The sequence below is a fragment of the Brevibacterium renqingii genome, assembly GCF_017808095.1.
Taxonomy (GTDB): Bacteria; Actinomycetota; Actinomycetes; order Actinomycetales; family Brevibacteriaceae; genus Brevibacterium; species Brevibacterium renqingii.
In genome coordinates, this window is sequence record NZ_JADBHG010000005.1 from 101,001 (window position 1) to 113,732 (window position 12,732).

11 protein-coding genes are annotated in these 12,732 nt (G+C 67.8%); 5 read left to right on the forward strand and 6 right to left on the reverse strand.

All coding sequences use genetic code 11. The features are described from left to right. Nucleotides 1-3: 3 nt before the first annotated feature. Together IIE29_RS11000 and IIE29_RS11005 are read right to left on the reverse strand one after the other, a co-directional pair. Entirely contained in the window at nucleotides 4-1,488 is a 1,485-nt protein-coding gene (locus IIE29_RS11000) for a phosphohexomutase domain-containing protein (RefSeq protein ID WP_209325302.1), read from the reverse strand. Continuing rightward, nucleotides 1,485-1,841 carry a DUF3499 domain-containing protein gene (locus tag IIE29_RS11005; RefSeq protein ID WP_209325480.1) on the reverse strand — a complete coding sequence of 119 codons (357 nt, stop codon included), beginning with the start codon at nucleotides 1,839-1,841 and terminating at the stop codon, nucleotides 1,485-1,487. Before IIE29_RS11005 ends, IIE29_RS11000 begins: the two co-directional genes overlap by 4 nt. An 88-nt stretch (nucleotides 1,842-1,929) precedes the next feature. Between IIE29_RS11005 and IIE29_RS11010 the strand changes: the two genes are divergently transcribed. After that, entirely contained in the window at nucleotides 1,930-2,292 is a 363-nt protein-coding gene (locus IIE29_RS11010) for a metallopeptidase family protein (protein ID WP_209325303.1), read from the forward strand. 88 nt (nucleotides 2,293-2,380) lie between these two features. On the opposite strand, the gene IIE29_RS11015 is transcribed toward IIE29_RS11010, so the two are convergent. The 3 genes from IIE29_RS11015 to IIE29_RS17160 are packed head-to-tail and all read right to left on the reverse strand — an operon-like array spanning nucleotide 2,381 to nucleotide 7,328. Continuing rightward, nucleotides 2,381-3,838, reverse strand: coding sequence for a DUF5719 family protein (locus tag IIE29_RS11015; RefSeq protein ID WP_209325304.1), 1,458 nt, complete (start codon nucleotides 3,836-3,838; stop codon nucleotides 2,381-2,383). Then, complete coding sequence (locus IIE29_RS11020) at nucleotides 3,835-6,891, reverse strand: glycosyltransferase family protein (protein WP_209325305.1); 3,057 nt, start codon at nucleotides 6,889-6,891, stop codon at nucleotides 3,835-3,837. The genes IIE29_RS11015 and IIE29_RS11020 overlap by 4 nt, the downstream gene beginning before the upstream one ends. After that, a complete protein-coding gene (locus IIE29_RS17160) occupies nucleotides 6,888-7,328 on the reverse strand; it encodes a WhiB family transcriptional regulator (protein ID WP_343071877.1) in 441 nt (146 codons plus the stop codon). The genes IIE29_RS11020 and IIE29_RS17160 overlap by 4 nt, the downstream gene beginning before the upstream one ends. Nucleotides 7,329-7,678: 350 nt before the next feature. Here IIE29_RS17160 and IIE29_RS11030 point away from each other — a divergent pair, with 350 nt between their 5' ends. The 4 genes from IIE29_RS11030 to IIE29_RS11045 all read left to right on the forward strand — a co-directional run bounded on the left by IIE29_RS11030 (nucleotide 7,679) and on the right by IIE29_RS11045 (nucleotide 11,040). Next, nucleotides 7,679-8,806, forward strand: coding sequence for a coenzyme F420-0:L-glutamate ligase (locus IIE29_RS11030; RefSeq protein WP_209325306.1), 1,128 nt, complete (start codon nucleotides 7,679-7,681; stop codon nucleotides 8,804-8,806). A 103-nt stretch (nucleotides 8,807-8,909) separates the two neighbouring features. Further along, the gene (locus IIE29_RS11035) at nucleotides 8,910-9,608 is read left to right on the forward strand and encodes a hypothetical protein (RefSeq protein ID WP_209325307.1); all 699 of its coding nucleotides are present in this window, start codon (nucleotides 8,910-8,912) and stop codon (nucleotides 9,606-9,608) included. Continuing rightward, entirely contained in the window at nucleotides 9,596-10,366 is a 771-nt protein-coding gene (locus IIE29_RS11040) for a CoA transferase subunit A (protein WP_209325308.1), read from the forward strand. Before IIE29_RS11035 ends, IIE29_RS11040 begins: the two co-directional genes overlap by 13 nt. An 11-nt stretch (nucleotides 10,367-10,377) precedes the next feature. Beyond that, nucleotides 10,378-11,040 (forward strand): 3-oxoacid CoA-transferase subunit B, encoded by a 663-nt coding sequence (locus IIE29_RS11045; protein ID WP_209325309.1) that lies wholly within the window; start codon nucleotides 10,378-10,380, stop codon nucleotides 11,038-11,040. 181 nt (nucleotides 11,041-11,221) lie between these two features. On the opposite strand, the gene manA is transcribed toward IIE29_RS11045, so the two are convergent. After that, on the reverse strand, nucleotides 11,222-12,535 hold the full coding sequence (gene manA, locus IIE29_RS11050) for a mannose-6-phosphate isomerase, class I (RefSeq protein ID WP_209325310.1): 1,314 nt from the start codon (nucleotides 12,533-12,535) through the stop codon (nucleotides 11,222-11,224). Between the last annotated feature and the right edge of the window lie 197 nt (nucleotides 12,536-12,732).

The window sequence follows — 12,732 nt, forward strand, 5'->3', positions numbered from 1 at the left end:
CAGTCAGCCGCGGGCGGTGACGAAATCGCCTGCTCGGCGGGTCAGCGCCTTCATCTGCGCCTCGTCCGCCGCCTCGACATTGAGCCTGACCAGAGGTTCGGTATTGGACTTGCGCAGGTTGACCCACCAGTCCTCGCCCAGGAGTCCGATGCCGTCGAGGTCCTCGACGGTGTGCGGCGGGAACTGGCCCGCCTGCGCGGCGAACTCGGCGAGCACGGCGTCGGGATCGGCCACGGTGAAGTTGATCTCCCCGGATTGGACGAAACGGTCGTAGTCTGCGACGAGACGGGAGGCCGGGGCCGCTGATTCGGCGAGGGCGGCGATGAGGTGGCAGGCGGCGAGCATGCCCGAGTCCGCGCCGAAGAACTCCTCGAAGTAGAAGTGCGCGGAATGCTCGCAGGCGAAGACCGCACCGGTTTCGCGCATCAGCGTCTTGATGCCCGAATGTCCGACCTTCGAACGCAGCGGACATCCGCCGGCGGCGATGATCGTCTCCGGCACGCTGCGGGAGGTGATGAGATTGTGGATGACGGTCGGCCGTTCGGTCCCCTCGGACCGGGCCCGTGCGATCTCACGTTCGGCGACGAGTGCGCCGACGGCCGAGGCCGACATCGTCGCTCCCGTCTCGTCGATGAAGAAGCAGCGGTCGGCATCCCCGTCGAAGACCAGCCCGAGGTCGGCACCGGCGTCGACGACAGCACGCGCGGCGTCGACGAGGTTCTCGGGCCTGAGAGGGTTCGCCTCGTGGTTGGGGAAGGTGCCGTCGAGCTCGGTGAACAGTCCGATCACCTCGAAGGGCACTCGGTCGTCTCCGGCGTCGGTGCCGAAGACCTCGCCGAGGAGGCGGCCGGCCATTCCGTTGCCGGCATCGAGGACGACCTTGAGACCCGTGACTTCGTCGACGCGGGTGAGTTCACGCACCCGGCGGACATAGCGTTCCCGCATGATCGCCGCCGTCCGAGCATCGGCGGCGACGGTCCGGCCGTCGGCTGCCGGTGCTGCGGGGGCGAGCTCCTGCACCCGCGACAGCCCGGATTCCAGGCTGACGCCGGCGGCATGCGGGCCGCAGATCTTGATGCCGTTGTAGTCGGCGGGATTGTGGCTGGCTGTGATCATCGCTCCCGGCAGTCCGAAGATGCCCGAAGCGAAATAGAGCTGGTCGGTCGAGCACAGGCCCAAGAGGGTCGCCGTGGATCCGGCGGACTCGACCCCGGCGCAGAAGGCTCGGGCGAACCCGGGCGAGCTCGGCCGCATGTCGTGGCCGATCACGATCTCGGAGGCGGTGTGGAGCTCCGCCATCGTCGTGGCCGTCGCCCATCCGAGGCTGAAGACGATGTCCTCGTTGAGCTGATCGGGGATGCGTCCGCGGATGTCGTAGGCACCGACGGCGGCTGCCAAAGCCGTGACCCTGGCATGCGTGAGTTCCGAGTCCGCTGCGAGCGAGGCTGTCGGACCGGGTGCGGACGGCTGCGGGCCCGCTTCGCTCATGAGTCGCCGATGATCCGCAGATGGCCGTGTCTGCGGCCGGTCGCGGCGGGATCGTCCGCTGTGCTGCGTTCGCGGCCCGGTGAGGTCGCGTCCGCGCGGTCGGCTGCCTCCCGCACCGCATCGGCGATGGCCAGGAGGTCGTCATGGCTGCGCTCGGGCGGTGCCTGCCCGGAATCGATGCGGATGAGCTGCCAGTCCACGGGCGGGGTCAGTTTCGCCGCATGTTCGGCGCACAGGTCATGGGCACCCGGCTCGGCCCGCCTGCCCAAGGGACCGATGACGACGGTCGCATCAGCGTGCACGTACGTCATGGTGGCTGCGGCGGGACGCGAGCAGCTGACTTTTGAACACATTCTCACGGCTGACACAGTCCACCACTCTACACGCCGCGGAGCGGCGATTCGTTCAGGCGCAGCGGCCTCGCACGTAGAATGACGTGCTATGAGAGCAAGGCGACATCGTGACCGGCACGGACGCGGTCTGCGGTCACCGCTGCACCGTGCGCAGGTGCCGGCGCGGCTGACTCGGGCCGAGAGCTTCGCCAAGGTCGCGGCCGCGGAATTCGCTCGTCTGCGCGAGCGGGAGCCGGGTCTGCTCGCCGATGTGGTGCTCGCCGTCGATGCCGTCCCGCCGGCGAGTTCGACCGAGCCGAGCTTCGGACGTGTGTTCCCCGCAACTGCGAATCGAACGACTCACATCGTCCTCTACCGACGGGTCATCGAGGACCACGCCGGCAGCGAAGTCAGAGATGCTCTCATCGCCGAGGTCGTGGCCGATCAAGTCGATATCCTGCGCCGGACCTGATGTGCGGCCCCCGGCCCTCGTCTCGGTGCAGCCATGCCCTGCCCTGTCGATTCCCAGCCAGGTCGATCGCTGCGAACCGAACAGTGTCTCAGCCGAGGCGGATGTCGCGGTAGGCCACGCCGGCCGGGGCCGGGGCCGGGGCGACGGTGGAGATTCCGTCGTCGGTGGCGACGACGAGGGTCGCATGCACTCCGTCGGCTTGGGACCCCTGGGCCTGCGTGCCCTTGAGGACCAGTGCCCGCACCGCTTCGTCGGAGACCTCGGCCGGATCGAGCACGGTCGTTCCCGTGGGATTGAGATCCACGGACTGCGGGTCGGTGAGCGAACCGTCGTCGAGCATTCCCTGCACCTGCACCCGTCCCTGGCCGGGTGAGAGATGCAGGGAGCTGCTGCCGGTGCGCGGCAGCGCCAGGAGCTGGCTCTCGGCCAGGGAGTCCGTGGTCGCGACGCTGCCGAAGTCGGATGCGCCGTCGTCTCCGTCCTGACCGATGAAGGCTCCGGCCTGGATCCGCCGGTCCGAGTCGACGACGAGGCTCGTGGCCTCGAGATCGCCGAGTTCGGCTTCGGCCACCCCGTGGCCGACCACGGTCATCGAGGATCTGGGGATGTCGATCTCCCCGTCAGGTCCGTAGGCCTTGAGCGAGACCTCAGCAAGGCCTTTGCCCGGGTTCGCCACTCGCACACGCACATCCTTGCCGTTCAGACCGGTCAGCACCTGCTGCCGGGCGGCATCGGCGCCACCGGCGGCAAGATCGATGCCCTGGGGCTTCAGACCGTCGAGGACGGACTCCTGCACGGAACCGGCCACGACTCCCCCGTCGACGGTGACGTCGACGGCCAGCGACTCGGCTCCGGCTGCCAGACCGCCCAGTCGCACAGCCCTCTGCTCGCCGGCTCTGATGCTCACTTCGGTGGGATCGCCCGACCGGCCGGAAGGAGTCATCACAGCGACCTTCGCCTGGACGGCCACATCGCCGGGGTTGCTCAGCAGCAGTTGGGAGTTCGATCCGGTGACACCGGATCCGGCGAGGATCCGGAAGCTGCTCGACGCCTGCGCACAGGTGAGGGTGGCCAGACCGGTGAGGTCGCCCGAACTGCCTTCGATGGTCTCGAGCCCCGTGGTGAGCGCGGGAGCGCCGGGGCGGGCGAAGCCGGTGACGAGCTTCGTCGAGTCGATGCTGTCGTCTCCGGAGACGAACCCCTGCCCGGCCGGGTTGTCGAAATCGACTGAGCCGCCGAGGTCGGCAACCTGCAGCCGGGCCGAAGAGGTCGATCCGTCGGCCGCTCCGATCGGTGCCGAGGCGGAGACCACCCGGGTCGAGACCTTCGAATCGTCGACGAATTCGGCGTCGGTGCCTTCGGCTTCGCTGTCGGTCAGGAGCGGGCCGGGGCAGACGACGCGGGTGTCGGCCGTCGGCATACGCACCTGTTCGGGGCTGCGGTCGAGGGTGCCCGGGGTCAGTGGGGTGAGGAAAGAGGTCGTGGCGACGAGCACTCCGGGCACGGCGATGGCCCCGAAGGTCACGATGCTGCGCAGCTGCTTCATGCTGTCGTCTCCTCGCTGCTCCGCCCCGCAGAGCGGGAGTTCCTGCCTCGTCGGTCGGCCTCACCGAAGGGAACGGCCACGACGAGGCTGAGCACGCCGAGCGCCCAGCCGGCGATGACGCCGACCGGATACAGCGGTGAGTTCAGTGAGATCTCGACCTGTCCGCCGGAGGCAGGGAGGTCGAATTCGCTCGCCCAGGACTCATCGGCCTGCTTCGCCGGCGGCAGCTGCTCACCGTCGAGGCTTGCGGTGATGTCGTCGGAGGCGTCGGCGACGATCAGGGTGCGCCCGTCTTTCCCGGCGGGCACCTCGGCGGTGGTGCCGTGCATCGTCGCGGAGCTCACTGCTCCTTCGCCGTCCCGGATGAGGAACCGCCCGCTGAAGGGCTTGTCGACGCGCCACAGCTGACCCGACTCTGTGGGACCGACCGGGATGAGTCCCTGTGCCACGGACACCGAGTTCTGCAGGTTCTCGGCATCGGAGCCGACGAGGACGAAGTCGACACCGAGCTGGCCGAGGATCTCGCTGACGTCACCGGTGTCATCGGCGGACAGGGCGGCCGCCGCCTGCGCGGCGAGGACCTCATCCTCCGAGATGGGCAGCGGTCGCCTCTCCCACGGCCAGCCCCCGACGGTCTCGGCCGCGGTCACGGTCGAAGTGCCCAGCACAGTTCCGTCGGCTGAGGAGATGAGAGTGGCGAGGACCTCCCCGTCCACATTGTCCAGCCGCAGGGTCCGAGCTCGCACATCGCCGTCGGCGCGATCCGCGGCCAGTGCCGGGACCGTGCTGTCCTCGCTGGCGGTGACGGCATCGGTCGAGGTTGCGGCCCGCCCGGCCCCGATTGCGATGAGACCGATGGCGGCGACTGCGACGAGCCCGACGAGCCCGCGCATGGGCATCCGTCCGCTGCCGGACCGGGTCGCCGCAGTGCGATCGGCGCCGAGTCCGAGCAGCAGGATCGACCCGAGGCTGACCAGTGTCAGCCCTGCCGCCGGATAGGAGCCGATGAGGTGGAACGCACCCGTCTGCGCGGGCAGATGCACCTGGATCGCAGCGAGGACGAGCCCGCTGAGGTAGAGGGCCACGGCCCACACCAGCCGGGACAGTTCGAGTCGCGCCTCGATGAGGGTGAAGAAGGCCAGCACCAGCATCGGCAGGACGAGGATGGGTGCCCAGATCTGGAGGACGCCGGACGAGATCGAATCGATGCCGACGGAGGCAGCGAGGCTTGCCAGCCACGACATATCGATCGGCTCCGGGAATCCGACGGCAAGAAGATAGGTGGGAGCCGGCTCCGGGGCGAGTGTCTGCCCGGGCATGACCAGAAGCGCCCCCGGTTCACGCACCGCTGCCCACAGCCACGGCCAGCCGAGGAACAGGGTCGGCGCCGACAGCCACAGGTGGCGCAGCCCGCGACCGGTGAGAACCAGCAGCACGGTGCCGAGGAGGACCACCGGCAGCATCAGAGGAATTCCGGCGATGATGACGAACAGCAGCAGCCCGCTGCCCGCGGCGGCCGCGATCGACCCGGTGCGCAGACTCCGTCGCAGGGTCAGTGCCACGAGGGGGGCGGTGATCCAGACGAAGACCACACCGAGGCGGCCGTCGGAGAGCGCGGAGGTGAAGAGCGGGGAGGCGATCCACAGGAGAGCGGCGAATCCGCGCACCCAGCGGCGCGGAAGCACGCAGCCGGCACCGGCATAGGCGGCGATGCCGGCGAGGATCGGGGCGGCGAGCAGCAGAGTCCTGACCATGATGTCGACATGGCCGAGGAAGGGCAGGGAGAGGATCCCGAGAACGAGGTGGTAGGGGTCGGAGGGTACGGCCGCCCCGGTCGAGATGTCGAGGTGACGGTCGAGCAGGCGGGAGAATATCTCTCCCACTCCGATGTCTGTGGAGCCGAGCGCGCCGCCGACGAGGTGGCCGGGGCCGAAGAGCCGAAAGGAGACGAAGCCGCTCATCACCGCGGCCGCCAGGACCACATAGGTCAGAGGAGCGCGGAGCAGGCTCGAGCCGCCGGAGACCTCGAGTCTGGAGAACGAGTCGATGGCCTCCTCGGTATCGCCCACCGGGTTGAGCTCGGCCTCGGCGTCGGTTCCTCCGTCCGCGACTTCGGCGGGGTGCTCTTCCGCGGCATCGCCGCTCATGGATCTGCGCTGGACCGCGAGTTCGTCGGCATCGGCGTAGAGAGCGGCCACATGGGAGGTGGTCGCCCGTTTGGCCAGTCGGCTGCGGCGAGCGTTGGCCCGGCGCAGCGGCGAGGTGGCGGTCATGTCCGCAGCGAGCCCGAAGAGGGCGCTCAGATGCCAGCCGGCGGAGCGGAAGTCGTTCGACAGCAGGCCGCCGAGGATGTGTCCCAGATTGACGAGGACGAGTCGGCAGAACAGCGAGGGCAGACCGGGACTGGCGAGGCTGAGACGGTAGCGCTGCTCGGTGCGGATCTGGAACTTCGAGACCGGCGGCAGCGGAGACGAGCCCAGCTGGGCGGCGGCCCGGGCGGAGATCTCCATGCGCGCCCGTGGGGCCAGGACGACGCGACGGCCGAGATCGCGCAGGCGCCGGGAGTATTCGATTCCGCGGTAGGCGGGGCCGAGCACGCGGGAGGGAGCGCCGATCCGTTCGAGCTCGTCCGTGGCCACGAGCATGCCGGGCAGGTCGAGGCCGAGCGTCTCCGTCCGACCGTCGCGCTGCCCCTGGTCGATCTCGCCGGTACCGACGGGGTTGAAGCGCTCCCCCGCCGAGGTGGTGCTCACCCCGGCCGAGACGATGCGATCGCCGCGCATGAGCTTCGGTCCCACGGCGGCGACGGATTCGGTCTCCCCGATGGCGTCGAGGAGCTCATCGAGGCAGTCGGGTTCCGGGCGGGCGTCGGGGGTGAGGAACCACAGGAAGTCCGATTCCGCGACAACGGGGATCTCAGACGCCTCACGCACGGAGCGTCCCCCGAGATCCACCACCGGGATCTCGGGGAAGTGCGGACGCAGAGCTGTTTCGAGCTCAACCTTGCTGGCGTCGTCGCCCGAGGCGACAACGGCGGTGACGGCTGGGCTCACACGACCTTTTTCTTGAGCCGGCGGCGTTCGCGCTCGGACATACCGCCCCAGATGCCGAATCGCTCATCGTTGGCCAGAGCGTATTCGAGGCATTCGGAGCGGACTTCACAGGATGCGCAGACCCGTTTGGCCTCTCGAGTCGATCCGCCCTTCTCCGGGAAGAACGCCTCGGGGTCGGTCTGTGCGCAGAGCGCTTGGTCCTGCCACGACAACTCTCCGTCGTCCGCGGCTCCGAGGAGCAGCGACAGCGGCGAGACAGCGGAGTTGTCCGTCGGCAGAGGTGTCAGATCGCTCGGATCGACGGCCAGCGGATCAGGCAGCGTATCGGGTGTACGTGCTCCGGGCTCGACGAACCAGTCTTCGGCACGACGGGAGGTGACTCCCGGTGCGGCGGTGAAGTCTTCCCTCTCCCGCCATTCTCTCTGTGCGCTTTGCACGGCTTTCCCCTTTCTCACGCTTGAGCAGGTCCGTCACCGTGACTGAGGCGATCAGTCCGATGTACGGTCGAACCCTGAAGGATTCATGCTCGGCGCGTTCCCCTTTAGGTATAAATTACACGTGTGTCATTACCGCTCCGTCAAGCCCTCATGGAGTATTGGAATACGACCTGAACGCATATTCGAACACACCTTCACATGCACACGCGCCCGGAACCCCATATATAGGGAATGCGATGACTGCCGGGCACAACCTGTAGGACAGTCCTGAGCAAATCTGGAGAATTTAGAAATGAGTCGCCGTCGATGGGATTATGGAGGAATGAGAGTCGAATCACCGGCGGCCGAGCATGAATGACCGTCTCCTCACCGTCTACGCCCCTCCCGTCGAGGAGGAGATCGCACCGGGATCCGACCTCGCCGCGATCCTCATCAACGCGCTGCGCCGCAACCGCATCGACCTCAAGGACGGCGATATCCTCGTCATCGCCTCGAAGGTCGTGTCCAAGGCCGAGGGCCGGCTGCGCACCGTGGCCGACCGGGCCGAGTTCGAAGAGCTCGTCGCAGCCACCGGCACTCATCTCGTCACCGAACGCTCCTACGGCTCCGGCACCACTGTTCAGGTCGTGCGCACTCCAGCCGGCACCGTGCAGGCGGCCGCGGGCCTCGACCAGTCGAACTCGGGCGGCACGGTCGTCCTCCACCCGCTCGACAGCGACCGATCCGCCGACGCTCTGCGGAAGCGGGTCGAGCAGGCGTTCTCCGTCCGCATCGGCCTGGTCGTCTCCGATACGAGCTCGCGCCCCTGGCGGGTCGGGGTCGGAGACATCGCCCTCGGCCTCTCCGGACTCTCCGGGCTCGACGATCAGCGCGGCCGTCCCGACGACGACGGTCGCGTCCAGACGGTGACGGTGCGCGCCGTCGCCGATGAGATCGCGGCCGCGGCCGACCTGGTCAAGGGCTCCTCCCGCGGCCTGCCGATGGCTCTGGTCAGAGGAGCGGGCGGATATCTCGACAACGGCCGAGCCGGGGCCAGGGCTCTGTCGCGCGAACTTCGCGACGACTGGTTCCGCTACGGACATGTCGAAGCCGTCCAGCGAGGCCTCGGTGTGACCGATCTGCCCGGCGGCGCCCCTGCCGGCGACAACGGAGATGACATCCTCGAAAGGGTCTCCCGAGCAATTCGCGTCGTCCGCGCCGGACAGTCGCGGACTCCCGGACATGCGGCCTGGAGGATGCGCATCGAGGGATCCGGTTCGCGCATCACGCTCAGCCCCTCTGACTCTCCGGCCACGGCACAGTCGGGCGGTCCCCCTCTGCTCGAAGCCATGGTCGGACTCGGTTCCCTCGTCGAACGGCTCCACACGGCCCTGTTCGCCGAGGACCTCAGCGCATCCACGCACTACCAGTGGGTCGACGGAGAGCTCGGGGCCTTCCCTCGCGGGGTGACCATCGACATCGGACTCATCGTCCCCTGACCAGCGGCGCTTCGGGCCACAGAACCGGAATCCGCTCGCGCACCACCTCGGCGAACGGGCCGCAATCGGCAATGACACACACCAGACAACGATGAAGGCGGATATGGATCTCACAGCCATCACACACACCGGCGGGCCGGTCCTGCTCTGGCGCGGTCCCGAGCACGACAGTCTCGACCTCACCGGACCGGTCGTCTCGAACTGGGTGAACAAAGGCGTCGGCCTCTTCGGCGACTTCGATCTCGGCCCGGACTTCACCCTCTTCGCTCCCCTGCCGCAGGGCCTGCACTGGCGCGAACTCGTCGCGATCCTCAGCGTCCTCCTCGCCGACGGTCGCGTGGTCATCTCGGACACGCCTCCGGCCCAGGAGCACCTGGCCATCGTCCCCTTCGGACACGAGGACGACGAGTCCGTGTCCGCGGCCGAAGAGGTCTTCGTCTTCAACCCGCCGGCCCTGGCTCTGAGCACACCGGTCGGCGAGGACTTCATCGACGTCAACTCCGCCATTCGCGCCCATCCCGATGTCGCCTCCCGACGGCTCGCCGCCACAGGCACACTCGAGTTCGACGGGCAGCTCATCGACTGGACGCGACAGGACGACGCGAGTGACGGAGCCGGGCGCCCGCAGGGACTCCTCGTGTCGAAATCGACACCGCTTCCCGCTGAGTGGCCGCAATTCCTCAGCCACCTCCTCGGCGGCGGCGAGGTCCTGCTCACCAACGGAGTCGACGAGGCTCGAATCATGGACCTGGCAGACGAGCTAGGAGTGGTCCGTGGCACACTGGGCACATGGACAAAGTAGTTGATACCCCCGCAGCGGCGGTGGCCGACATTGCAGATGGATCATCGATCGCCGTAGGCGGCTTCGGTGTCGTGGGTGTGCCCGAATTCCTCATTCGCGCCCTCCAGGACCAGGGAGCCGAGGACCTCGAAGTGATCTCGAACAACGCCGGTGTCGATGGACGCGGTCTGGGCATTCTGCTCGCCGACGGCCGGCTCCGTCGCATCATCGCCTCCTACGTCGGTGAGAACAAGGAATTCGCCCGCCAGTACCTCTCCGGCGAGCTCGAGGTCGAACTCACCCCGCAGGGGACGCTGGCCGAGAAGCTGCGTGCGGGCGGCGCCGGGATCCCGGCCTTCTACACGATCACCGGTGCGGGCACGCAGGTCGCCGAGGGCGGCATGCCCTGGAAGTACGACGAGAACGGCACTGTCGTCAAGGAGTCGCCGGCGAAGGAGACGAAGGTCTTCGACACCTTCGGCGAAGAGAAGGAATACGTCCTCGAGAAGTCGCTGGCCCCGGACTACGCCCTCGTCCGGGCCGCCATCGGCGATCGGCACGGCAACCTCGTCTTCCATTCCTCGGCCCGGAACTTCAATCCCCCGGCCGCCCAGTCCGCTCGCATCACCATCGCCGAGGTGGAGAAGCTCGTCGAACCCGGCGAGATCGATCCGGACGATGTCCACGTGCCCGGCGTCTTCGTCCACCGTGTGGTTCCGCTGACGCCGGAACAGGTGGCGGACAAGCCCATCGAGAAGCGCACCGTACGGGAAGCCTGAGGAGACACACCATGTCATTGACACGCAATCAGATGGCGGCCCGCGCCGCCCAGGAACTCGAAGACGGCAGCTACGTCAACCTCGGCATCGGCATGCCCACCCTGGTGCCGAACTTCCTGCCCGAGGACGTCCACCTCGTCCTCCAGTCCGAGAACGGTCTGCTCGGAGTCGGCCCCTACCCCACCGAGGATGAGATCGATCCCGACCTCATCAATGCGGGCAAGGAGATCGTCACGATGAACCCGGGCGCCGCCTACTTCGACTCGGCGACGAGCTTCGGCATGATCCGCGGCGGCAAGATCAATGCCGCGATCCTCGGCGCCATGCAGGTCGCCACGAACGGCGACATCGCGAACTGGATGATCCCGGGCAAGATGGTCAAGGGCATGGGAGGCGCCATGGACCTCGTCCACGGCGCCCAGCGCGTCATCGTCATCATGGACCATGTGGCCAAGGACGGCTCGCACAAGCTGCGGAAGTCCTGCGAGCTGCCGCTGACCGGCAAGGGCGTCGTCGAACGCATCATCACCGATATCGCCGTGCTCGATGTCAGCGGCGACTCCTTCACCCTCGTCGAGCTCGCCCCCGGGGTCACCGTGGACGAGGTCAAGGAGAAGACCGGCGCCGAGGTGCGCGTTCCCGACGAGGTGCCCACCATCGAGGTCGCCGCCTGACTTCCTCCGGGCGACCGGCGGGTCGCTGACCGAGAAACGGGCGAGCCGCGCGAGGGCGTCGGGCTTTCCGCCCGCTGTCACCTGCCGAACGCCCGAGAAGTGGTCACGTTCGGATATCAGATCTGAGATTCTGTATCCGAACGTGACCACTTCTCGTTGCGGCCGCGCGAGAATCTGTCTCTCAGCCCAGCGAGGGTGCGGGTTCCAGACCGGTGGTCGCCACGAACAGGTCTCCGTGGCCGTCAGCGGTCACCGTCGGCTCGTTGGCCGCGATGAAGACGCTCTCTCCGCGTTCGAGGGCCACAGAGGACCCGAGAGAGGTCAGCGTGACCGTCCCGGAGGTGCACAGTGCGATTGCCGCACCTCGACGTTCGAGCCTCGTCGCTCGCGGGCAGCGCAGGGCCTGCAGCGCGAAGTCCTCGGTGGACCCGAGCAGAACGCCGTCGCGGTCGGGCTCGACCATCCGCGGCATTCCCGCGTGGAAGTCCGCAATCTTCGACAGCTCCGCGACATCGACGTGCTTGGACGTCAGCCCTCCGCGGAGGACGTTGTCGCTCGAAGCCATGATCTCTATGCCCGTGCCGAAGAGGTATGCGTGCAGCACTCCGGCGTCCATCGCCAAGGCCTCTCCCGGCTGCAGGTGCACGCGGTTGAGCATGAGCGCCACAAGCGCACCGGGATCGTGGGGATAGTCGTCGACGAGTTCGCAGAAGGTCTGCGCCGGGTCGACGGCGCTGCCGAGTCGGCTCACATGCCCGACGGGCAGCTCATCGATGCCGTGCGCGGCGACCTCGTCGACGAGGCCGATCGCCCTCGGATCCCCGAGCACGAGTTCGACGGCACGTGAGAGGCCCTTCGCCTCGCTGAAGGATTTCAGTGCTGCGATGACGGCACCGAGGAAGTCCAGCGATGGCGGTGTCAGCGGCTGGCAGAGCATGCGCTCGAACGTCGCGCGCACGGCCTTGCGGGGACGGAATCCCGTGAGCGCATGAAAGTCGGTGAGAGCGTAGATGAGCTCGGGCTTCGCCGAAGCGTCCTTGAAGTTGCGCTCGGGAGCGTCGAGCGAGGGGCCGTCAGCCTCCTCTCGTGCGTATCCGGCTCGCGCCTGCTCCTGATTCGGGTGCACCTGGATCGACAGTGCCCTCCTGGCCGAGAGCACTTTGAGCAGGAACGGCAGCCGGGCGCCGAAGGACTCGACGGACTCATGACCGAGCAGACCGGTCGGGTCGCCTGCGAGGTATTCGATGAGATTCGGTCCCGGCCGAGACTCGGTCGCCACCGGTGCCGGGGACGACGGACCGCCGAGGCGTCCGAGGCGATCGGCTGCCGCCTTCCTCCGCTCCCGATCGAGGTCGAGCTGTGAGGGGCTCATGGGGTGCGCTCCGAGCCAGAGTTCCGCGCAGGGGGTTCCGTCTGGGACCGTGCCCAGGATCGCGGGAATCGCGTCGGTGCTGCCCCATTCGAAGTTCTTGACCGTGTTGTGCAGTCGATGCACTGTTCTGGCCCCCTTGGACGGATCGTGCCGGATCACGCTTCGTGCTCCGGGTGTGCACTGTCCACGATAGCCTCAGCGGCGAAGCGTGCGAGTGCTCTTCATGCACTGTTCAGACGGAGTCACACACTATTCACCGCCTGTCATCCGCGGCGCGTTCCGTCGATGCCTGCCAACGCAGAGAACGGAGGGGAACCAGA

What these genes read in the sequence shown, in the direction of transcription:
- IIE29_RS11000 (WP_209325302.1), bottom strand. Translation starts at nt 1,488, where the DNA reads ATGAGCGAAGCGGGCCCGCAGCCGTCCGCACCCGGTCCGACAGCCTCG.
- IIE29_RS11005 (WP_209325480.1), bottom strand. Translation starts at nt 1,841, where the DNA reads ATGTGTTCAAAAGTCAGCTGCTCGCGTCCCGCCGCAGCCACCATGACG.
- IIE29_RS11010 (WP_209325303.1), top strand. Translation starts at nt 1,930, where the DNA reads ATGAGAGCAAGGCGACATCGTGACCGGCACGGACGCGGTCTGCGGTCA.
- IIE29_RS11015 (WP_209325304.1), bottom strand. Translation starts at nt 3,838, where the DNA reads ATGAAGCAGCTGCGCAGCATCGTGACCTTCGGGGCCATCGCCGTGCCC.
- IIE29_RS11030 (WP_209325306.1), top strand. Translation starts at nt 7,679, where the DNA reads ATGAATGACCGTCTCCTCACCGTCTACGCCCCTCCCGTCGAGGAGGAG.
- IIE29_RS11035 (WP_209325307.1), top strand. Translation starts at nt 8,910, where the DNA reads ATGGATCTCACAGCCATCACACACACCGGCGGGCCGGTCCTGCTCTGG.
- IIE29_RS11040 (WP_209325308.1), top strand. Translation starts at nt 9,596, where the DNA reads ATGGACAAAGTAGTTGATACCCCCGCAGCGGCGGTGGCCGACATTGCA.
- IIE29_RS11045 (WP_209325309.1), top strand. Translation starts at nt 10,378, where the DNA reads ATGTCATTGACACGCAATCAGATGGCGGCCCGCGCCGCCCAGGAACTC.